This window comes from Anaerorhabdus sp. (assembly GCF_036657415.1).
Lineage (GTDB): Bacteria > Bacillota_I > Bacilli_A > Erysipelotrichales > Erysipelotrichaceae > Anaerorhabdus.
Window position 1 is genome coordinate 1 of record NZ_JAVXGL010000033.1, and the last position, 22,920, is coordinate 22,920.

At 32.2% G+C, this 22,920-nt stretch carries 19 protein-coding genes; 14 read left to right on the plus strand and 5 right to left on the minus strand.

Annotated elements, in window-relative coordinates; translation table 11 throughout:
* Positions 1-208: 208 nt before the first annotated feature.
* Both RSB60_RS06290 and RSB60_RS06295 read right to left on the minus strand, forming a co-directional pair.
* Positions 209-1,321, minus strand: coding sequence for a DNA cytosine methyltransferase (locus tag RSB60_RS06290; RefSeq protein ID WP_332615192.1), 1,113 nt, complete (start codon positions 1,319-1,321; stop codon positions 209-211).
* Positions 1,311-2,411, minus strand: coding sequence for a DNA cytosine methyltransferase (locus RSB60_RS06295; RefSeq protein ID WP_332615194.1), 1,101 nt, complete (start codon positions 2,409-2,411; stop codon positions 1,311-1,313). The genes RSB60_RS06290 and RSB60_RS06295 overlap by 11 nt, the downstream gene beginning before the upstream one ends.
* 116 nt (positions 2,412-2,527) lie before the next feature.
* On the opposite strand from RSB60_RS06295, the gene RSB60_RS06300 reads away from it, so the two are divergent.
* The 14 genes from RSB60_RS06300 to RSB60_RS06365 all read left to right on the plus strand — a co-directional run bounded on the left by RSB60_RS06300 (position 2,528) and on the right by RSB60_RS06365 (position 19,017).
* Positions 2,528-3,547 carry an HNH endonuclease gene (locus tag RSB60_RS06300; protein ID WP_332615196.1) on the plus strand — a complete coding sequence of 340 codons (1,020 nt, stop codon included), beginning with the start codon at positions 2,528-2,530 and terminating at the stop codon, positions 3,545-3,547.
* A 94-nt stretch (positions 3,548-3,641) separates the two neighbouring features.
* Positions 3,642-5,087 (plus strand): 4-alpha-glucanotransferase, encoded by a 1,446-nt coding sequence (gene malQ, locus RSB60_RS06305; RefSeq protein WP_332615198.1) that lies wholly within the window; start codon positions 3,642-3,644, stop codon positions 5,085-5,087.
* A 104-nt stretch (positions 5,088-5,191) separates the two neighbouring features.
* Positions 5,192-5,965: an MBL fold metallo-hydrolase gene (locus tag RSB60_RS06310; protein WP_332615201.1), complete on the plus strand. Its 774-nt coding sequence runs from the start codon at positions 5,192-5,194 to the stop codon at positions 5,963-5,965.
* Positions 5,966-6,042: 77 nt separating this feature from the next.
* Positions 6,043-7,332, plus strand: coding sequence for an ABC transporter substrate-binding protein (locus RSB60_RS06315; RefSeq protein ID WP_332492027.1), 1,290 nt, complete (start codon positions 6,043-6,045; stop codon positions 7,330-7,332).
* Positions 7,333-7,400: 68 nt separating this feature from the next.
* Positions 7,401-8,330, plus strand: a complete 930-nt coding sequence (locus RSB60_RS06320; RefSeq protein WP_323382817.1) for a carbohydrate ABC transporter permease — start codon at positions 7,401-7,403, stop codon at positions 8,328-8,330.
* A complete protein-coding gene (locus RSB60_RS06325) occupies positions 8,327-9,205 on the plus strand; it encodes a carbohydrate ABC transporter permease (RefSeq protein WP_323382816.1) in 879 nt (292 codons plus the stop codon). The genes RSB60_RS06320 and RSB60_RS06325 overlap by 4 nt, the downstream gene beginning before the upstream one ends.
* Positions 9,186-10,553, plus strand: a complete 1,368-nt coding sequence (locus tag RSB60_RS06330; RefSeq protein ID WP_332615204.1) for a family 43 glycosylhydrolase — start codon at positions 9,186-9,188, stop codon at positions 10,551-10,553. The genes RSB60_RS06325 and RSB60_RS06330 overlap by 20 nt, the downstream gene beginning before the upstream one ends.
* A 1-nt stretch (position 10,554) precedes the next feature.
* On the plus strand, positions 10,555-11,454 hold the full coding sequence (locus RSB60_RS06335) for a nucleoside hydrolase (RefSeq protein ID WP_332615206.1): 900 nt from the start codon (positions 10,555-10,557) through the stop codon (positions 11,452-11,454).
* On the plus strand, positions 11,435-13,483 hold the full coding sequence (locus RSB60_RS06340) for an ADP-ribosylglycohydrolase family protein (RefSeq protein WP_332615208.1): 2,049 nt from the start codon (positions 11,435-11,437) through the stop codon (positions 13,481-13,483). The genes RSB60_RS06335 and RSB60_RS06340 overlap by 20 nt, the downstream gene beginning before the upstream one ends.
* A gap of 2 nt (positions 13,484-13,485) precedes the next feature.
* Positions 13,486-14,310: a polysaccharide deacetylase family protein gene (locus RSB60_RS06345; protein ID WP_332615210.1), complete on the plus strand. Its 825-nt coding sequence runs from the start codon at positions 13,486-13,488 to the stop codon at positions 14,308-14,310.
* Positions 14,311-14,312: 2 nt separating this feature from the next.
* Positions 14,313-15,101 carry a creatininase family protein gene (locus RSB60_RS06350; RefSeq protein WP_332615212.1) on the plus strand — a complete coding sequence of 263 codons (789 nt, stop codon included), beginning with the start codon at positions 14,313-14,315 and terminating at the stop codon, positions 15,099-15,101.
* Complete coding sequence (locus tag RSB60_RS06355; RefSeq protein ID WP_332476198.1) at positions 15,070-16,383, plus strand: alpha-amylase family glycosyl hydrolase; 1,314 nt, start codon at positions 15,070-15,072, stop codon at positions 16,381-16,383. Before RSB60_RS06350 ends, RSB60_RS06355 begins: the two co-directional genes overlap by 32 nt.
* A gap of 15 nt (positions 16,384-16,398) precedes the next feature.
* Positions 16,399-17,847, plus strand: coding sequence for a 4-alpha-glucanotransferase (malQ, locus tag RSB60_RS06360; protein WP_323382731.1), 1,449 nt, complete (start codon positions 16,399-16,401; stop codon positions 17,845-17,847).
* A gap of 9 nt (positions 17,848-17,856) precedes the next feature.
* The gene (locus tag RSB60_RS06365) at positions 17,857-19,017 is read left to right on the plus strand and encodes an MFS transporter (protein ID WP_332492012.1); all 1,161 of its coding nucleotides are present in this window, start codon (positions 17,857-17,859) and stop codon (positions 19,015-19,017) included.
* A gap of 18 nt (positions 19,018-19,035) precedes the next feature.
* Here RSB60_RS06365 and RSB60_RS06370 read toward each other — a convergent pair whose 3' ends face one another.
* The 3 genes from RSB60_RS06370 to RSB60_RS06380 form a co-directional block, all read right to left on the minus strand.
* On the minus strand, positions 19,036-21,291 hold the full coding sequence (locus tag RSB60_RS06370) for a glycogen/starch/alpha-glucan phosphorylase (RefSeq protein ID WP_332615215.1): 2,256 nt from the start codon (positions 21,289-21,291) through the stop codon (positions 19,036-19,038).
* Between the two features lie 74 nt (positions 21,292-21,365).
* Complete coding sequence (locus RSB60_RS06375; protein ID WP_332615217.1) at positions 21,366-22,358, minus strand: LacI family DNA-binding transcriptional regulator; 993 nt, start codon at positions 22,356-22,358, stop codon at positions 21,366-21,368.
* Between the two features lie 116 nt (positions 22,359-22,474).
* Positions 22,475-22,920, minus strand: a 446-nt coding sequence (locus RSB60_RS06380; protein WP_332615219.1) for a TOBE domain-containing protein, incomplete at its 5' end; no start/stop codon positions are given.

Here is a 22,920-nt window from a genome sequence, read left to right on the forward strand (position 1 = left end):
AACTAAAATAATATTATAAATGTTTATTATGTGTAAGGTGTTATGGACTGTTTGCACCATGTAGAATTCATACTAAAGTATATAAGAAGAAAAGTATATAAAAAGCAGATGATTGTTTCATTCTGCTTAACTAAAATATTTTTGTGAAAAACGGTTGATTATAAAACTTAATTCTATGTTGATAATTATTTGTTTTTTTGTGCAAATGCTATTCGCTTTTGAAAACACCGGTTAGATTTATTTGCTCAAGAATATTGTTCATGACATCAACTACTATGGAATTACCACACTGTTTATACATCTGCGTGTCTGAAACTACTTGTTTAAAATGATCTCCATACCCCATTAATCTAAGACATTCTCGAGGTGTTAAACGACGCAGTCGTTGGTTGATTGTGATGTAATTATCTACGCCAGCTCTATGCATCTTATGCATTGTTGCTAGAAGTGGACGAGCGATTTTTAAATCAGTTTTAGGAGACATTTTGTATTCTTTTGTTCCTTCACTCATGACATGTTTTGTGACTTTATCAGAAAGAAAATATTTTTTGTCGACAATACCTGGCTCATGCTTAATGTTTGAATAATCAAAACAGCCTTCTCTGCAATTTTCAATTAAAAAATCTTGCAGTGTATAATTCAATATTTTTGCTGTTGGAAAGCTAAATTTTTTGAAAAAATTCTTGTTTCTAAAACCGACCACAAATAATCGGTTTCTATTTTGAGGGATTCCAAAATCTTTTGAATTCAGTACTTGATAACTGTAATGATATCCTAAATCATCGAATATTTTTTGCATGACTTTCCAAGTTTTTTTATCGTCGTGATTTAATAATCCTTGAACATTTTCGTAAATAAAAACTTTAGGTTTGATTTCACTGATTAATCTAGCAAAATCATAAAAAAGTGTGCCTCTAGCATCTTCTAATCCCTTTTGATACCCCATCGAAGAAAAAGATTGACATGGACTACCTCCAACAAACAAATCAACTTTATTTGTAAATTTAGTTCCGTCTATTAATTTTACATCATAAAAAAAGCGGTTTGGAAGTATATTGTAATTAGCTTTATAGGACAACTCTACATAATTGCTTTTCTTACAACATTTATATAAGCTCTGTGCATAACTAAACTGTTCTTGAATTTTTTTCAATGATTTTATTTTTTTGAGTTCTAAATTGTAATCGATATCTTCTAAAACTATATCTCCATTATCGCACGCAAAAACTATTTCATGTGATATATTACTTCGTGCTAAAGCGTATTCAACCGAACCAATACCGCTGAAAACGGTTGCTAATTTTATTTTTCTATTTTTCATCAAATACTCCTGTCTCAATTATTGACTTAATTAAATGCTCTAATACATTAACAACGATAGAATTACCACACTGACGATACATATGTTGATCGGAGATAACTATTTTAAAATCGTCACTAAATCCCATAAGTCTTAAACATTCTCTAGGGGTTAGTTTTCTAGCATATCCTTTTTTTTGGTCGAAGACACCGAGGTGCTTATCGGTGCCTAATTTGTTTTTTAATTCTTTTGTTGCTTCTTCAAATCTCATTTCGCCGCACCAATTAAATTGCTGATTTGCGGCTTGAGTACGGCAAATTACAGAGTTTATACTAACTCTTTTTTTTAGATTTTTTTCATTGGTTATCCATTTGAACCCTTTTTCACCATGGTAATATTTTTTATCGATATTGCTTTCTAAAAAATCAGAAACTGATTTATCTAAAATTACTTTTCTAGGGAACGAAAATTCTTTTTTTAAATTCAAATCATTTCTAAAACCAACAACAAAAACTCTCTTGCGATCTTGTGGAATTCCATAGTCTCGTGAATTTAAAGCTTTCATTTTCCAATTATAGCCCAAGTCGTCAAAAATTTCACAGATTTTTGACCATGTAAAACCTTTGTCGTGGCTGAGAATGCCAGGAACGTTTTCATAAATGAATACTTTTGGTTTTGATTCTTTAATGAGTCTTGCGTAATCGTAAAAAAGAGTGCCTCGAGCATCTTCTAATCCTAAACGTTTACCACTTATTGAAAAGGATTGACAGGGGCTTCCTCCAACATAAATATCTAGTTTATTTCTGTAATTTTCAAAATTAACGAAGCGAATATCTTGAAAAAAATTCTCTTCGTTAATTGGATAATTTGCTAAAAAACTTTCCTCAACTAAATTATTCTTTTTTAACTTATTGTATAGATGGTCAATATATTTTTTTTGCTCGCTTTGACTTTTATTTTTAATGAAGCTATGAATTTCATCGAAGGTATAAGGTAATTCTCTCTCACCGTTATCACAGGCAAAAACTAATTCATGATCTATGTTTAGCTTTTTTAATGCTTGTTCAAATGCTCCAATTCCACTAAAAACAGTTGCAACTTTTATTTTCATTATTCTCACCTCAATTATAATAACACAATATCCGGCGAAAATCCGGCATTAATTAAGAAATAAAATTATTCTTTTTGAAAATACTTCTGATATAATTAATTTAAAGAGGTGATATCATGGAAACGTTGAAAAATATCAGTAAAAATGAAATAACAAATATAATAAAATTCATTAATAAACATTTGGAGATAAAATTTGATGATGATGTAGATATGATTATTAAGGATTTGAGGGATGCGGACTTAATAAGTCAAAATAAAAGTTTGGGGAGAAGCGGAAAAACCTCACATATAGCTATAACTACTAAATCTATGGATTTCTTTAAAAATTATATAGAATTCAGTCATGGTGTGTGGGTGGAGCTTGAGACGAGAGTAATACCTAAAATCATTTCGAATCATAGTACTACATATTCTTTTGAAGAGACATCAATTTCTGTTGCTAGAGATTTCCCAAAAGATCAACTTAAAGTCGGTAAACATAAGACAGACGGTAATAAATTCATCAAATTACGTGAAAAAATATTTTTAGGCGATGTGATTGTTTTTGTTCACTGGAAAGAGAAATTTTATGTTTTAGCGTTTAAAAAGGATTACTGGAAGCGTAATATAGAGATTTCAAGAGGGATATATTATGGGTATAATCCTAATGCTGAAACAGTGGAAGAGCTTATTGAGGAAGAAATGTATGTTGTACAATTACTTGATTCATCAAATGCTATTTTATCAAAAGAAGAACTTGCTGAACGTGATAATAGAATTCCTGAAATTCTTATTGAAAATGGAAGATCTACTTATAAAAGGGATGCACAAATTGGCAAGACATACGCAGAAAATGAAGGTTACACTTGTGAATGTGACAATTCTCATAAAACATTTATATCAAGAGCAACAGGAAAAAACTATGTAGAAATACATCATCTTATTCCAATGAAATTTCAGAAGAATAATCCTAAGTATAATTTGGATAGAAGTAAGAATTTAGTATGCCTTTGCCCGGTTTGTCATCGACAGATCCATTGTGGAACTGTTGATGAAAAGATTGAAATAATGAAGCGTATTTATAGTTCTAAGGAAGAACAAATTAATGAACTTTTTGAAGAATTTGGAATAAAACATTATAAGGAATTAATTTAGTAAAGTAGAGCAAATAAAAGTTATTAAGTATTTATTTCTTAATAATTTTTTTATTTGTTGCTATAATAGTGGTAATAGTATTTGGAGAGATATAATGAGAAAATCAGGGATATTAATGCCGGTATCGTCATTGCCTTCTAATCATGGTATTGGAGATTTTGGGGAAAATGCATATGAGTTTGTGAGACTCATCAAGAAAAGTGGATTTAAGATTTGGCAAATCCTACCTTTAAATGCACTTGGATATGGTAATTCACCCTATCAGCCATACTCATCTAAAGCAATGGATGAATTGTACATTAGTTTAGATTTATTGGTGAAAAATGGTTTATTAGAAGAGGTAGAAGTATTTCAAAAAGATTCAGATGTGGTTGACTATGATGCGGTTCGTGAATTCAAGAGAAAGTATTTGATACAAGCATTCCAAAAATTTGAGCGCAACCAAGAGTTTGAGGATTTTTCTAAATTGGAATGGGTACATCATTACGCAATGTTCATTACATTTAAGAAGTTGAATGGTATGAAGTGTTGGAATGAATGGTCAAGTGAATACAAAAATTATTTTAAAAATAAACTAGTTGAAGTAGATGAAGAATCAATCAACTATGAAATCTTTATTCAATTTATCTTACTCAAACAATGGAAAGCATTGAGGAGTTATGTAAATCAACTTGATATAGAAATTATGGGTGATATGCCATTCTATGTAGGTTTAGACAGTGATGATGTGTGGATACACCAAGAAGATTTCTTGTTAGATGAGAAGGGTGTGCCTGCTGTTGTAGCAGGAGTACCACCAGATTATTTCAGTGAAGATGGTCAACGCTGGGGTAATCCGATTTATAATTGGGAAAAGTTAGAAAAAGATGGGTTTGCGTTTTGGCTAGATCGGTTAGATTATTCGTCAAAGCTATTTGATGTAGTACGTATTGATCATTTCAGAGCTTTTGACACATACTGGCAAATTAAAGGTGAATGTCCAACAGCTCGTGAAGGTGAATGGTTAGAAGCCCCAGGTCATAAAGTATTTGAGACGATTTATAAAACATATCCAGATATTAAGATTGTTGCGGAAGATTTAGGAGAGATGCGTGAAGAAGTATATGAGTTGAGAGACGCATTTAATTTAAAAGGAATGCGTATTATACAATACTCATGGCATTTACCTAAAATGAAGAAAGATAGAAATAATCTAATTATCTATACAGGGACACATGATAACGAGCCGATTCGTTCTTGGTATAATAATTTGTCGAAAGAAGATAAATTATTAAGCCGTAAATATTTCAGAAGACATAACTTGAAACAGGCTATTATTGCAGATAGTTTTATACAGTATGCATTAGAATCAAATGCGGATATCGCAATCATATCAATGGTTGATATCTTAAATAAAAAAATAGATTGTCGACTAAATACACCGGGTACTGTGGGAAATCCAAATTGGCAATGGAGACTTAATGATTTTAGTGAATTCAAAAAGCGTGTTCATAAACTACAACGAATGATAAAAGAATCAAATAGATATAATAAAGCATGAAGAGTAAATTCTAATTGCTTTTTTAGCGTAAGAAGCGTTTAAATTAGATTGTAATTCAATGGAAAGGATAGTTATTAGTTTATAAATTAATGATAATGAGTGAAATGAAATTATACTGTTTTGGAACTGGGGCTGGAACTGAACCAATAAAAGAAAGAAAACATGTATCTTTTGCATTAGAAATAAATAATCAGTTTTATTGGTTTGATGCGGGAGAAGGTTGTTCGTATACAGCATCAATGATGGGAGTAGATTTGCTGAAGGTAAAAGCGATTTTTATTAGTCATTCACATATGGATCATGTGGGTGGACTTGGTAATTTATTGTGGAATATTCGTAAAAACACATTGATAGGAAAAGGTTTTCCTATTGCAGGCCAACTTGATGTGTACTATCCGAATCAAAGAAGTTGGGATGGTTTGATGATGATGCTACAAGAAACTGAGGGAGGATTCAAATTAGGATATAAAATGAATGCGTCACTCATTCAAGATGGAATTATCTATCAAGATGAAAATATAAAAGTTGAGGCAAATCATAATTATCATATGCAAAAAGAGGAGCCCTGGACATCTTATTCATTTAGAATAACAGCTGAAAATAAAGTAATAATTTACTCAGGAGATGTGGATTCTTATGATGATTTAATACCATTGTTAAGAGACGGTTGTGACATTTTAATGTGCGAAACGGGGCATTTTAACGCAAATGTTATCGTAGATATGGTTTTAGCGAATAAATATAGGGTGGATAAGATATATTATATTCACTGCGGCAATGACATTTTAGCCGATAAACAAAGGGTTTTAAGCAGTTTATCAAGCTATAATATGGAGATAAAGATTACAGAAGATAAGGAAATTATAGAAATAATTTGAAAAAAGGAAAGCGTTTTCACTTGACATAGAAAACGTTTTCTTATATGCTAGAAACATAAAAGGAGGGAAGAAATTAAATGAAAAAATTTCTTACATTAATTCTTTCAGGACTACTTATAACAAGCTTAGTTGGTTGTAGCAACAACGGTGGAACTACAGGTAATACTGAAGGTGAAAAAGGAGGAGAAACAGCAAACTTAGTTATTTATCAAAATAAGGCTGAGGTTACTACTCCATTACAAGCTTATGCAGACAAATGGGGAGCTGAAAACAACGCTAAAGTTACAGTAAAAACTTGTACAGGTGAATGTGACTATGGAGCTGGTATGAAAGCTGACATTAATGCTGGTGAAACTCCAGATATCTTCATTATTGAAGGTGAAAGTGGATATCAATTATATAAAGATATCATGGCACCTTTAACAGATGAAGCTTGGGTTCAAAACACAGACTATGCATTCGAAAAAGAAGGTACAGTTTATGGTTATCCAGTTGCAGTAGAAGGATGGGGCTTAGCATATAATAAAGATATCCTAGACAAAGCTGGAATTGATCCTGCTACATTAACTACTTATGATGCTTATAAAGCAGCATTTGAAAAGATTGACAGTATGAAAGATGAATTAGGTTTAACTGGAGTTGTTTCTATGACAGCAGCAGATGGTGCTTACTGGGTTACTGGTAACCATGACTTTGCAGCTTACTTATCTGCAGGTCTTGATCCATCTGATACAACAGTGATTGACCAAGTATTAGCAGGACAAGTTGATCCAGCTAGATTAACTGATTATGCAAACTGGGTTAAATTAATCTTCGATTATACAGATGAAAAAATGTTAACAGTTGGTAACACAAGTGAACAAATGATTGCCTTTGGTGCTGGTAAATATGCATTCTTACACCAAGGAAGCTGGGCTGAACAAAATATTAAAGAAGGCGGCGGAGAATTTGAAATGGGATTCGCACCTTATGCAAGTTTAGGTAATACACCTTCAGAAGGATTATTTATTGGTGCACCTTCTTACTACTGCATCAACAAAGATTCTAAAAACATTGATCTTGCTAAAAAATTCTTGAATGATCTTTCTAGCAGTGATGCTGGACAAGCATTAATTGTTAATGAAATTAACTTAGTTCCTGCATTCAAAAACAATGCTTATACTCCTGCTACACCACTTGCTTCATTCTTAGCTAAATGGGTTGCTGATGGAAAACCTGCATATTCATTCTCAAATCAATATTCTACACCTGATGGATTTAATATGAATACGCTTGGTCCTATCTATAACCAACTAGCATTAGGACAAATTGATCAAGCTCAATTTGAAAAATTATTTACTGAAGCAATTGGAACTTTAGCTAAATAATTCGACAGAAACAATTAAGCAGACAGATCAAACTGTCTGCTTTTATAAAATCAGAAAGGGGATTTAACGTGAAACGTAATAAAACAGGAATGTTGAAAAAGAAGAGAAAAGATAAAATCTTTTATACACTTTTTGCAACACCCGCAATTTTGGCTTTCTTGATTGTTATCGCTGTACCGTTTTGTCTAGGAGTGTATTACTCTTTCACAAACTGGACAGGGATTACTCAAAGTACATTGGATTTTGTAGGATTTAAAAACTATATTGATAGTGTTACAAACACAAGATTCCAATATTCAATCATGATTACAATAGTCTTTGGACTTTTGAATTTCGTAGTGGTTAATGTAATTTCGTTTAGTCTTGCGCTTTTAGTTTCATCTAAAGTAAAAGGACGTAATTTATACCGTACAGGATTCTTTGTGCCAAACTTAATTGGGGGTATCGTATTAGGTTATATTTGGCAATTCATCTTTAATAATGTATTTATTAGTTTTGGTGAGATGGCAAATATAAGCTTTTTAGCAAATAAATTCTTCTTGTCAGATCCTAAACTAGCAATCATTGCTTTAGTTATGACTTCTTCATGGCAATATGCAGGATACATTATGATGATTTACTATACAGCTTTACAAAACGTTCCAACAGAATTGATTGAGGCTAGTAAATTAGATGGTGCAAGTGCATGGCAAAGACTTAAGAAAATTACTATTCCAATGATTATGCCAGCATTCACAATTACCTTATTCTTGACGTTGACCAATTCATTTAAACAATATGATGTAATACTTTCATTAACAGGTGGTGGACCATCAACGATGTTTATGGGACAGGCAATTAAAGCAACGGAAGTTATTTCAATGAATATCTTTAATACAGCGTCTGTAGAAAATATGATGGCACAAGGACAAGCTAAAGCCGTATTATTCTTTATAGCACTCGTTGTCATATCATTAATTCAAACAAGTATAACAAGAAAGAAAGAGGTAGAATCATGATAAGCAAGAAAAAAATAGGTTTGTTGCTTCTAGAAATATTTGCAATTATCGTCTTTATTATCTTTATATCTCCATTATTTCTTGTAATTATGAATGCCGCAAAAAGTAATGGACAAATTATTCTGGATCCATTAGCGATTCCAGAAAATTGGGGTCTATTGTTTCAAAATGTTAAAGCCGTATTATCTGATCGTGCAGTTAATTATAGTAGTTCTTTTATTTCAAGTGTTGTCATCACGATTTGTTCGTTGGTTACAATCACAATTATATCTTCGATGTGTGCATGGTCAATCACTAGAAATAAATCTAAGTTTTCAACAATTGTTTACTTAATGTTCGTAGCAGCAATGGTTATACCTTTCCAAGTAATCATGTTTCCACTTGTTTCTTGGTTTAGAACATTAAGTCAAAATGTGACATTACCATTAATGGGATTTAACTTGTTACGTTCTTATCCAGGAATGATACTAGCTTACACAGGTTTTGGTATGGCAATGTCAGTTTTCATGTTATCTGGATTCATTAAAGGTATTCCAGTAACAATTGAACAAGCAGCTGAAATTGATGGTGCATCTAAATGGCAAGTATTTATTTATATTATTTTACCTATGTTAAAACCAATCATAGTAACAGTTGTAATTTTAAATGGTATTTGGATTTGGAATGACTTCTTGTTACCACTATTAATATTAGGTAAAGGAAATGCGATACAAACATTACCACTTGCAGTATCTAACTTTGCAGGGGCTTATACAAAACAATGGGATTTAATTTTAACATCAACATTACTTGCAATCATACCAGTATTAATTGTCTTCTTGTTTGGTCAAAAACATATTATTAAAGGTATGACTGATGGTGCAATCAAATCATAATAAAGCATGTTTTCAAGGTGACTATCCAGATCCATCAATTGTAAAAGTTGAAGCGTATTATTATGTTGTTTTCTCTTCAATGAAATATCGTCCAGCACTTCCAATGTTTCGTTCAAAGGATTTAATAGATTGGGAGTTTATGGGGTCTTGTTTACAAGAATTTGATCGAGATGTATGGGCACCTGAACTTGCAGTAATTAATAATAAATTATGTATCTATTTCTATGCAGAAAATGAGAATTGGGTAATCACATGTGAAGATATAAATAAGTTTTCATGGAGTGCCCCTCTTTCTCTGGATATTCAAGAGTACATAGATCCAGGTTTTTTAAGACATGAGAATAAAAATTATTTGTTTTTGGGTAAAGGGATGATGTGCGAATTAAGTGAAGATGGTCTTAAAAGAACATCACCACTTAGAAAAGTATTTCCAGATTTTGTTGTCGATAATGATGAAGATATTGAAGGGGACTTTATTGAAAGTCCAAAACTCATGGTGCATCAAGATATGATTTACTATACTGTTACAACAGGTGGAACTGCTGGGCCAGCAACAGGTCATCGTGTATTATCAGCACGAAGCAAAAGTGTTGAAGGTCCTTGGGAGTTTTCACCATATAATCCAATAATTGTTGCGAAAGATAGAAATGACGATTGGTATTGTCAAGGACATGCGACTATCTTTGATGCAGATGATGGCTGGTATAGTATTTATCATGCTTATCAAAAAGATGCATTCTTATGGGGCCGTCAATGTTTGATAGAAAAAATAGAATGGGATAACCATGGATGGTTCTATCGAACTCATCAATGTATTGCAGGAAAAGAAAAAACATTTGTACAACTTCAAAATGAATTTGTTTCCTTTAAAGAACAAGCAAAAGTGGAGACTATTGAAAATGGATTTAGATTATATGCAAAAGGAAATACAATGGGTAATTCTGAAAAATTATTATTTCCGCTTGCAAAGAATTCATTTGAGTTAGAGTGTGATTTATCAGTACTTAAAGATACAGTCGCAGGAATTACAATGTTTTATAATGAAGAACATTGTATTGGTATAGGTATAGAAACGAATAAGATTAAGATTATTCGCCATAATGAACTATTAAATGAAATTAGTTGTGATCAACTAGTACGCAAAATAAAAATAAGTGTTAAAGATTTTTATTGGAAATCCTATGTCAGTTATGATGGAGAAACCTTTGTGAAGATAAATAACGTTATTGATATATCAACATTTAATCATAATAGTTATGGTGGCTTCATGAGTCTTAGACCAGGATTTTTCTGTTATGGAAAACAAGGAGTAGAATTCAGCAATTTGAAATTAAGTTGGGGAGAGTAATATGGAGAGAATAATTCTAGATACAGATATTGGGAGCGATATTGATGATTCATTTGCGCTAACCTATTTGTTGAATAATGATGCATGTGAAATAGTAGGAATTTCAACATGTACAGGAGAAGCTAGGAAACGTGCGCAGTTATGCGATTACTTTACTAAGAAAGCGAAGAAAAATAAGATTGAAATTTGTGTGGGTAGTGATGATCCATTAAAATTAGCTAATAAACAAACAATTAATCACCAACCAGAATGTCCCCAAGCAGCGGTATTAACGAAGTATGATGTAGCATCAAAAGAATATCAAACTAATCCAGCTAAATTTCTTAGAGAGTATATCATGAATGTTGATGGCGATGTTACGGTAGTAGCTATTGGACCGCTCACTAACATTGCCCTTGCGATAACTGAATTTCCAGAAATTATATCAAAGTTAAAACGCCTTGTTTTAATGGGTGGGAAAATTGATACAAGTGAAAGTAAAAAAGGTTTAGTGGATTGGAATTTTATTTGTGATCCCCAAGCAGCTGAAATTGTTTTAAGTGCGCCTTTTAAAGAAGTGGTTATTTATCCATGTGATGTGACCTATTCATTAAACCATAGTAAAGCGTATATGCATGAAAATCTTAAGGGTAAATATAGTGATATCATCAAAGACATGGCAGATATTTGGTTTGAACGATTTAATGAATACAGCTATCATGATCCAATGGCAGCGATGTATGTATTTCATCCAGAAATGGTCAATGGTGAACGTGGAAAGTTAAGTGTGGATTTAAAAAAGTGTTCATCTGATTTAGGGATGACATCATGGCAAAGTAGAGAAAACGGCAATCATTTTATTGTGACTTCAATTAAGAAAGATGAATTCCTTGAGGAACTATATGCGACAATTAACCGATAGACTTGAAGATGCAATCTATGCAGGTGTTCTAGGTAAGACAATTGGAGTTTATCTAGGAAGACCTGTAGAGGGATGGTCATACAAAAGAATAAGGGATACATTTGATGAAGTAAAAAGTTATGTGCATAATCAAGTAGGTTCAAAAATAGTTGAAGTCGATGATGATTTGTCAGGAACATTTACATTTATAAATGTATTAAAAGAAATTGATGCGAGTGAATGTACTAGCAAAGACATTGGAGATTTTTGGCTTAATGAAATCATTGAACATAAAACAATATTTTGGTGGGGTGGTTATTATCGCTCTACTGAACATACAGCATATCTCAATCTAGTAAATGGAATTGATGCCCCAAAAAGTGGAGCAATCGAAACCAATGGCAAGGTTTGTGCTGAACAAATTGGTTCACAAATTTTTATAGATGGATGGGGCTTAATACATTTAGGACACCCTGAATCTGCAAAGAAAAACGCAATTGCTGCTGCCCAAGTTTCTCATGATGGAATTGCAGTCAAGATGGCAGCCTTTATCGCTATTTTAGAAGCGATTGTTTACGAAGAAAAAGATATCAAAAAAGCACTTAAAAAAGCATGTGTGATTCTCGATGAAACAGATGTTACAAATTATGTCGATGAAATGATAGATGTGTGTTCAAAGAATACATCATGGCGTGAAGTTAGAGATTATATAGAGACAACACACAGCTATGAAAGATACAAAGGAAATTGTCCAATAGTTACAAACTTTCTGGCAATACTTATGTCATTATTGATGAATGATAATGATTTTTTAAATGCGATTAGTATTGCGACATCATGTGGTTGGGACACGGATTGTAATGCTGGAAATGTGGGTTGCATTGAAGGTATTCGTTTAGGACTTGAAGGAATTTATAAATATGATTATTTGAAAAATGAATTCAATGAAAAAGTATATGTTGTTAATGCAGAGTCAGCTGAAGTAAATCAAGATGTTACATCGATTACATGTAATTTATTAAATATAAGAAATAAAATTTATCATGATTGTAAGGAATATGATAAAAAATATAGCTTTGATTTTTATGGTAGTACTAACGGATTTTATAGTGAAGATTCATGCTGTTTTGGCTCATACATGGAAGTTAAACAAAAAGGACTTTATGTTGAACTAGCAGAGAATGGAAGTATTAAAAGAGATATTTATTATTACGATAAAAACCAAGAATCGAGTGGGTATGAATTAGTGCAATCACCTCCTATTTTTCCTGGGCAATGGTTAGAAACAAAGTTGATTCTAAATGAGAAAATACATGGAAAATTCTTTGTGGAAATTGTGAACGGTGAAGAGAAAATTGAAAGAATTAAATCAGAGTCACTACTTTTTGAAAATGATGTAACAACAAGATGGAGAATCCCTAGCAACAAAGGATATCCAATTATCAGTGTTGGACTTGAATTTGAAAATAAAGTGCAAGAGACAATCATTGTAGATTATGTTACTTATTATGGTAATCCCAATGTCAAATACGAAACAACATTTGAAATGAGTCCTAATTATCTTACAGGACATGCGGCACCAACATGGTATAAAGCATTTACAACAACTACGAATGAAAGTGCAGTAGATCATTTATCAACATTCTGTGTTTCATCAACAAAAGAGAATGGTTTGTTATATATAGGAAATCGTGAATGGAAAGATTATTCATGTATTAGCACATTGATACCAGTGAGAAGTAAATCTAGTGGAATAATATTCAGAATGCAGGGATTAAGAAAATATTATGCATTTATTCTTGAAGAAAACCAAGCAAAAATTATTAAAGTTTTAAATAAAAAAACCGAAGTGCTCGTAGCTAAAGAATTCATCTTTGATGAATATGATGAAATATTAACATGTGTACAAGTTGTAGGTAATTTAATAAATGTTAGTTATAACAATCAAGAGTTATGGTGTCATGATGATGATCTTGAAAGTGGTGGATGTGGATTTGTAGTAAGTGTAGGAACAATGATGGTTAAAGGATTAGAAATCGTAGGTGAATAGATATGGCAAAATATTTAATTGTAAATGCAGATGATTTTGGAATGTGTCATGCAGCAAATGAGGCAATCAATGATTTAGTTAAACATGGGTGTATACAATCAACAACAATGATAATGAATGCACCTTGGATACTTGAAGCAATTCAAATGGCTAAGAACTTTGAGAATTGTAGTGTAGGTGTACACATCACACATACATCGGAATGGGATACATATCGTTGGCGTGCGTTGACGAATAATAATCGTCTAAAGGATGATCAAGGATATTTTTATCATTTTACAAAGGATTGTCTTAAGACTGCACAAGTGAGTGATTTAGTTATGGAAGCTGAAGCACAAATACAATATGCAAAGCAATTGGGTGTAACCATTAGTCATATCGACAATCACATGAAAACATTTATAGATGCACCAAAAGCTTACTTGGATTTAGCGATTGCACACCATGTTGGTTGTCGTTTTTCAAGAAATGATTATTCAAAGGATTTAGTTGAATATGCAGATAAAAATCAAATTCCAGTTACAGATTATTTGAATCCGAATAGTGCTAAATTTCCAAATGATCGTGAATCGATTGAATCAATGAAGGAAAGCTATCGAAAGATGTTAGAAAATTTGCCAGAAGGTATTACTGAATTCTTCACACATCCGGCAATGGAAAGTGATGAATTAAAAGCAATAGCACCTGATTGGAAAGTGCGTGTTGCGGATTATGAATTCTTCAAAAGTGAAGAATTCAAAGAAATATGTAAGAAAGAAAATATTCAAGTAATTAGTTACTGGGATAAAGAAATTATGCATGACTACGCAACATTGAGGATTGTATAACTATGAAACGATTACAATACGATGTTAGAAAAATAAGTGACAATATCCACAAAGAAGAAACGGAAAAAGTAGAAATAGAAAATATGCGTCCAGGAGAATTATTATCACGACTTGAACAATTTCCAGTTGCCTATTTTCCACTTGGAACAATTGAATGGCATGGAAGACAAAATCCTCTTGGTTGTGACACTATCAAAGCAAGGGAATTATGTAAATCAGTTGCCCAAAAAATTGGTGGCGTAGTTATGCCTTCGGTGTATTATGCAGCGGATAAAGATTTTGAATCACAAGAAGGCACAGGATACGGAATGGATGGAATTAGTGGCATGGTTCTACCTGGTAGCTTTTATCAAATTGATTTAGAATTACTGAAAAAATATTTAATTAATGGTTGTGCAAATTGTTTTAATAGAGGATTTGAAATGGTTGTCCTCATCAGTGGACATAATCCGCCAATACAAGAAGAAGTAATGAAAGAAGTATCTGAATATTTTAAAAATAAAAATAAAAAAGTAATTTACTCAATGGAGTGTAATTGCGTGATGGATGAGTCAAATCGAATGTGTGATCATGCCGGTGGTTATGAAACTTCTATGATGCTTCACTATAATGAAGAATTGGTAAATATGAAAGCAAATGAAGGATATGAACAAGAACTTTTAGGAATAGGAACTAGCTATCCCCTTGAAACAAGTTCAAAAGAAATTGGTCAAAAACAGGCAATTTTACAAATAGCGGGCATGTCGATGTGGGTCATCGATGAATATAAAAGGAGAGCGAACAATGGCTAAAGATACAAGAAAAGAAATAGCGAATCAAAGTATTTATCAAGTTTTTGTGAGAAATCATAGTGAAGAAGGAACTTTTAAAAAGGTACAAGACGATTTACCGCGAATTAAAGCAATGGGATTTGATACGGTATATTTAATGCCAATCAATCCAATCGGTGTTAAATGTCGAAAGGGTACACTAGGTTCTCCTTATGCAATATCAGACTATCGTGCGATAAATCCAGAGTTTGGGACACTTGAAGATTTTAAAGAATTGATAGAGGAAACACATAAGCTAGATATGAAAGTCATGGTTGATATTGTATTAAACCATACATCTCCAGACAATGTGTACGTTGATAAACATCCAGAATACTATTATCGTACGGAAAAAGGAACGCTAGGTAATCGAGTAGGAGATTGGACAGATATTGTTGACTTAGATTACTCAAATCAAGGATTACGCGAAGAGTTGTGGGATATGTTAACGTATTGGGCAAAACTTGGCATTGATGGTTATCGTGCTGATGTAGCGTCAATTGTACCTGTTGATTTTTGGTTAGAAGCTAGAAGAAGAGTAGCTAATATCAATCCAAATTTTATTTGGTTAGCAGAAAGTGTCCACGCCCATTTCATTAATATGATTCGTAATGGTGGTTGGGGAATCGCAAATGACTATGAAATCTTTGAAGCCTTTGATATTTGTTATGACTATGATGTTTTTGAAATTACACAAGAAGTATTTAAACGTAATTATCCATTGGATGCATTTAAAAAAACATATGTTCTTCAACAATCAATTTATCCAAAGGATGCTTTAAAACTAAGACATCTAGAAAATCATGATCAACCACGTATTGCTAACTTAGTTCAAAATAAAACAGAAGTTGAAAACTGGATAGCTTACTCATTCTTTGCGAAAGGTGTTGCCTTTGTTTATGCTGGACAAGAGTTTGGAGCTACAAAACATCCTTCACTTTTCGATAAAGATGTTATATCGCTTGTCGATAATGGTGTGAACCACAGTGATTTAATAAAGAAACTAAATGAAATTAAACATGAAGAAATTATGATTAATCATGATAAATATATTCTTCATGAAAATAAAGAAGATATCTTAATGATTGAATATTATGCTGGTGATAAAAAGATGCTAGGAATATTTAATGTAAGAGGCTATAAGGGAAAAGTTAAAACAGATTTTGAAGATGGTGAATACATCAACAAAATAAGCGGTGAAAAAATACAGGTTGAAAATAATGAAATAGAAGTAACAGTAAAACCAATAATTATAGAAAAATAAACTAGGAGAATACTAATGAGAAAAGCAGGATTGTTGTTGGCAATTTCGTCACTGCCATCAAAATATGGGGTGGGCGATTTTGGAGGAAAAGCGTTTGAATTTATTGATTTTATATCAGACATAGGTATTAAGATATGGCAAATACTTCCATTAAACCCCTTGGGATATGGCAACTCTCCTTATCAACCATATTCTTCAAAAGCACTAGATGAATTGTATATTGATCTAGATGAATTTGTGGAGTGTGGATGGATACAATGTGATGATTTACCTGATTTTAAAACTAGCAGTGTAGATTATCAAAGAGCACGTGAATATAAAGTAAAAAAGATTAAAGAAGCCTTTTATCATTTTGAGAAAACTCCAGATTATCTTGCCTTTATTCAAGAAGATTGGGTATACGATTATGCAGTTTTTATTAGCTTAAAAAAACAAAATGAGATGCGTCCATGGTATGAATGGTCAAAAGAAGAAAGTGCTTGGATATATGATAAACAATATGATATTTCTCACTTAGAACAAGAGATTGAATTAGAAATGTTTATTCAATATATGCTTCTTAAACAATGGAAAAAGTTATGTGCTTATGCAAAAAGTAAGGGCATCAAAATTATGGGAGACATACCATTCTATGTTGGACGTGATAGTTTGGATGTTTGGAGTAATCAAAATTGCTTCTTACTAGATGAGGATTATGTACCAACTTTTGTAGCGGGAGTTCCACCAGATTATTTCAGTGTTACAGGACAACGATGGGGTAATCCGATTTATGATTGGGATTATTTAATAGGAACTGATTTTAACTTCTGGGTTGATCGTATGGAGTATGCTTCAAAACTTTATGATATCGTTCGTATTGATCATTTTAGAGCGTTTGAAACCTATTGGAAAATACCGGCCTCTTGTGAAACGGCAATGGAAGGTGAGTGGATTGAAGCACCAGGGAAACTGTTCTTTGACTACTTGCTTAAGAAACATCCAGATATGCAAATTATTGCCGAAGATTTAGGATTACCACGTAAGGAAGTTTATGAGCTAAGAGATCATTTTAATTTTAAAGGAATGAAAATTGTACAATTCACATTTGATCCAAATGAAACAAATAATAATTTTGAAGATCGAGTGAATATGATTATTTATACTGGAACGCATGATAATCAAACAATTAAAGGATGGTTTGATAGTTTAGAAAAAGATGTTCAAATTGAAGTACAACGATTATTAAAAATAGAGGGATATGAAGCGAAGAATATTGTCGATGATTTCTGTTGTTTTACCTTGTCGAGCATTGCAGAAATTGCGATACTTCCAATGCAAGATGTATTAGGTTTGGATGATTATGCAAGAATGAATACACCAGGTACAATTGGTTCACCAAACTGGGAATGGAAGTTACAGGATTTTAATGAATTATTTATGCAACGTGAAAAGTTGCGTGGTTGGATTAAAACAACAAATCGGTAGAGGGAAACTATGAATATTGATAGAACATTGGTAAAACAAGCGGGCTTTTACTTTATTAGTTTTATAGGGTTAGGATTACCAGGTTCTTATATGCAAACATATCTGCAAAGTCTTGGCTATAGTGTAGTACAAAGAGGTATTGTTATTTCTTGTTCAGCTCTGTGTACCATTGCCTTTCAATTCTTTGCAGGTTACTTGTGTGATAAGTTTAGCACAAATAAAAAGGTGTATAATGCATTGATTCTTATCACAATAGTCTGTGTTTTTATCTTGTATCAAATTGAAAATTCGAGTTTTCTTTTATGCGTGTTATTTGCATCATTAATATCGGGTATTGTACGAACAGCGAATGCAATACAGGATGCATGGACATTAGAAGTCAATGAGGGTATGCGTAGTAATTATGGTGCGATTAGAGCATTTGGGGCAATAGGTTGGATGATAGGAAGTCCACTCGGTGCATTTATAATTCAAAATTATGGATATAAAAATTTAGGGTGGGTATTTACAGTGCTTGCCCTTATGAATTTTGCGTATACTTTTTTTATTCAAGATGCACAGAAAGCTAAAAAAAGTACACCAACAAGTATTAAAGATATTGGTGAACTTTTTCAATCCAAAGATTATTTACGCATTGTATGCATTCTATTTTTGATTAACCTGATTGCCTCAGCAGATACATATACTACTGTTGAAAAAATGATGATGCTTGGTGCTTCAGAAGTCACAATAGGATTGCGGTGGAGTATTCAAGCAATGGTTGAATTGCCCTTGTTTTTTGCAGGAGCTTATTTATTAAGAAAGTTCGTTGATATCAATTTATTACTGTTTGGTATATCAATGTATATATTACGATTTATTGGTTATTCACTTGCGCAAACAACAAATACAATGATATTGGTTACTTGTTTACAATGTGTTACATTTCCACTTATTATGATTTCAAGTAAAGTATTAATTGCAAAGAGTACCCCTACGACAATGAAGAGTTCTGGACAAACAATTGCGGTAGCGATAGCAGAAGGAATTCCTATGTTGATTACACCATTATTATCGAGCGTATTAATATCAATTTCTTCAGTAGATAGTACGTTATTTATCTTTGCACTGATTGGAATATTGCCATTTATCTTAGGTTTAATGACAAGAAAACAAATGATGAAAAAATAGAGATGAATTAATTCATCTCTATTTTAGTTTCCAGATATCTTGGTTGTAATCATTGATTGTACGATCAGATGAGAAGAATCCAGCTTTGGCTATATTTACCAACATTTTTTTCTTCCAGTTTTCTTGATCTTCATAATCAAGGATAGCTAAATCTTTAACGCGTATATAGTCTTCTAAGTCGAGTAGTGTCATGAACCAATCTTTATTCACTAATTCATTAAACAATGCTGTAAGAGCTTCTAAATCGCCAATATGAGCAAGTTCATCACCGATGATAAAATCTACAACACGTTTAATTTTTGGATTGGTATCATAGTAAGCCTTACTGCAATAGTCATGGTGTGCATAATGCTCAATGACTTGTTCAGAACTTTGACCAAATGTATAAATATTATCAGGCCCTACAAGTTCCGCAATCTCTACATTAGCACCATCATTTGTTCCAAGAGTAATAGCACCATTCAACATGAACTTCATGTTGCCAGTACCACTTGCTTCTTTAGAAGCCAATGAAATTTGTTCAGAGATATCACAAGCGGGAATTAGTTTTTCGGCATAGGTGACATTATAGTTTTCCACCATAATTACTTTCATATAAGGTGATACTTCTGGATCATTATTGATAAGTTCTTGTAGGCATAACAATAAATGAATAATATTCTTAGCAGTGATATATGCTGGTGCAGCTTTTGCCCCAAAAATGAATGTGATTGGGCGTTTAGGTAAAATACCATTCTTTATATCTAAGTATTTATTAATAATATAAAGAGCATTCATTTGTTGTCTTTTATATTCATGAAGTCTTTTGATTTGAATGCAGAAGATAGATTCTGGATTAATATCAACATGTTCAAGTTTCTTAATTTCAGCTGCAAGTTGTACTTTCTTATCTTTTTTAATAGCGTATAAATTATCGAGAACAACAGCATTGTCTTTATACAGTAATAATTTTTCTAATTCATCCGCATTCTTCTTCCAACTATCACCAATAAGTTGAGTAATGAAACCAGAAAGTTCATGGTTAGCATGCATCAACCATCTTCTAAAAGTAATACCATTCGTTTTGTTATTAAATTTAGATGGATAAATTTCATAGAAAGGTTTTAGTTCGGAAGTCTTTAAAATATCTGTGTGTATAGCTGCAACACCATTGATTGAAAATGAAGTATGCATATCAATTCTTGCCATATGAACAAGATTAGAATGATCAATAATTTGTAGATTTTCATTATGATATTTTTCATATACCAATGTATCTAAAGCTTCAATAATTGGAACTAGATGGGGAACTACTTGTTGCAAATAACGAAGTGGCCATTTTTCTAGAGCTTCAGCTAAAATTGTATGATTTGTATATGCACAAATATTACTTGTAATCACAATTGCTTCACGCATATGAATACCTTCCATCATTAAACGAGAAATAAGCTCAGGGATAACTAAGGTTGGATGCGTATCATTGATTTGAATAACAATGTGCTTATCTAATTCATGAAGAGATATGCCTTTGTTTTTAGCTTCTTCAAGAATGTATTGAACACCGTTGGATACCATAAAATATTGTTGATAAATACGCAGTAAATGACCTTGTTCATCACTATCATCGGGATATAAGAATAGGGTTAGATTCTTTGCGATATTTGTTTTATCAAAATGGATACCTTCTTTTACAATTGATTCATCGATAGTTTCAACATCAAATAAATGAAGTTTATTGATGCCATTTTCATAGCCAATAATATCAATATCATAAAGTGTTGATTGTAATGAGAAATTTTTGTAGTTAACGGTATATGTATGGTTTGTTTTAGTTAACCATGAGTTTGTGTCAATCCAAGTATTTTTAGTTTCGGTTTGTTTATGTTTTTCAAACACTTGTTTAAAAAGTCCAAAATGATAGTTAAGTCCAATTCCATCACCCGATAAACCAAGTGTTGCGATGGAATCAAGAAAACAAGATGCAAGTCTACCTAGACCACCGTTTCCTAAAGATGGTTCTGGTTCAATGTTTTCAATATCATTTAAGTTTTTACCATTGTGAGCTAACAAACCACTAACTTCTTCATAAATTCCTAAGTTAATTAAATTGTTTGAAAGTAATTTACCAATTAAAAATTCAGCACTAATGTAGTAAAGTTTTCTGTCTGTTTTAATGGTTTTCTTTTCACTTGATAGTTCTTTTGTGATGGTTAGTAATGAAAAATAAAGTTCTTCATTTGTTGATTGTGCAATGCTTTTTCCTAAAGTGGATACTAGTTTATTTTCAATATTCATAACATACCTCGCGAAAAAAGAATACCACAGGAAAACGTTTTCCGCAAGTCTTAAATAAAAAGGTCTTTTCGACCTTAAAATATAACATCTTCATAAGTAATTACTTTGATTTCATAATCAAGAAGAACACTTCTTCCTTCTTCACCATCAAGTAATCTTTTTATTTCGGAAATAGCACTTCGTGAAGTTTCATAGAAGTCATTTTTACATGTCATCATTGACTTTCCAGCATACCCCATTAATGTAATGCCATCATACCCACAACAACGTCTAAAGATATTCATTTTGATTAATGCATTCACAGCACCTATAGCCATTAAATCAGAGGCACATACAACAGTATCACAATCATTGCCATAACGTAATGTTAAATCAAATGCTTTCTTTTCACTGAAATCAGCATACTGAACATTTAATTCAAAACCATATTCTTTTTGAAGTTTTTTGATTCCTTGTAGACGCATATCGGTAACATATCCGTTTTGCTTTCCAGCTAAGTAAAGTACTTTTTTGCAATAGTCTTTTTCAATGACTGCTTTAGCAACATCATATTGTCCGTTGATATGATCAACCATAATACTAGATGTTTTTGCGTTTATAATCGGTGCATCTACAAGTGCAACATAGAATAAGCCACTATCAATCAATCCATGAATTACAGTGTCTTCTTTATTTAAACCATAAACAACAATGGCAGTAATTCCTTGTGATATAAAATAACGTGTTAACTCTTCAGTATTTAATTCAATAAGTGATTGGCTAAAAATTGTAACAACCTCTAAGTCGTATTCTTTAGCTTGCGAAAAAGCACCTAGGAGATATTGCATATTAATTTCATCGATGGCTTGTTTAGCATCATTGATGTAGGTATATAATGCAACTTTCGCATGCTTTTTACTAGATAGAGCACTGGCGATAGAGTTAGGAATATAGTTCAACTCTTTCACGGCATCCATTACTTTTTTACGAGTTTCCTCGGATACGTAAGAATAGTTTTTTAATACTTTTGAAACTGTTCCAATAGAGACCCCCGCCTTTTTTGCAACATCAGAAATTGTAGCTACCATATTAATATTCTCCCTTACGTACTTTATTTTATCATTTTAGTTTATGCCATACAATAAACTATATATAAATATAGAACTTCAAAATAAGGAATGTCGATTGACATTCCTTAAATAGTTTATCGTATTGCTTGTTCAGTTTCGATATCGAATAAATGCATTGAATCACAGTCTAAGTATAAATCTACTTCATCACCAACGCGTGCTTTTGTATTTGGATCAACACGAGCAGTCATATTTGTGCTGTTGCATTCAAAGTATAAATAAACTTCAGCTCCAACTAATTCATATACTTGTACTTTAGCTTTAATAACATCTTTATATTTCTTTAATGAGTAATCAACATCGTGAAGATTTTCAGGACGAATTCCCATCATGACACGTTTGCCTACATAACCATTGTCTCTAAGTGATTGAGCACGGTGATCTTCAAGGTGAAGAATATTGTTATCGAATACTAAATAGATACCATCGAATTTTTCGATTACATCACAAACAACGAAATTCATTTGTGGAGAACCAATGAATCCTGCAACAAATAAGTTATTTGGGTGATCATATAAAT